At 36.5% G+C, this 211-nt stretch carries 1 protein-coding gene; it reads left to right on the top strand.

The window, feature by feature from the left end; genetic code table 11:
- Positions 1-211 (top strand): hypothetical protein (locus V6255_RS18950; protein WP_341629483.1); only part of this gene is annotated, 211 nt, incomplete at both ends.

The raw sequence follows: 211 nt of genomic DNA, 5'->3' as shown, positions 1-211 counted from the left end.
AATGAAGAAGGTAAAGTATTACGTTACATTGGTAGTATTGAAGACGGAAAGTGTAAATGTAGTATTATGGCGGTTGATCAGAATGATCCGTTAAATAAAGTAAAAGATGGCGAAAATGCATTAGCTTTTTATAGCCAATATTACCAACCTATCCCGTTAGTATTAGGTGTATATGGTGCAGGTACTGAAGTAACCGCTGCAGGTGTGTTTG

Origin of the sequence: Psychromonas arctica (assembly GCF_038155225.1) — a bacterium.
Taxonomy (GTDB): Bacteria; Pseudomonadota; Gammaproteobacteria; order Enterobacterales; family Psychromonadaceae; genus Psychromonas; species Psychromonas arctica_B.
The sequence above is the reverse complement of the archived record's forward strand: the minus strand, read 5'-3'. Positions and strand labels throughout refer to the sequence as shown.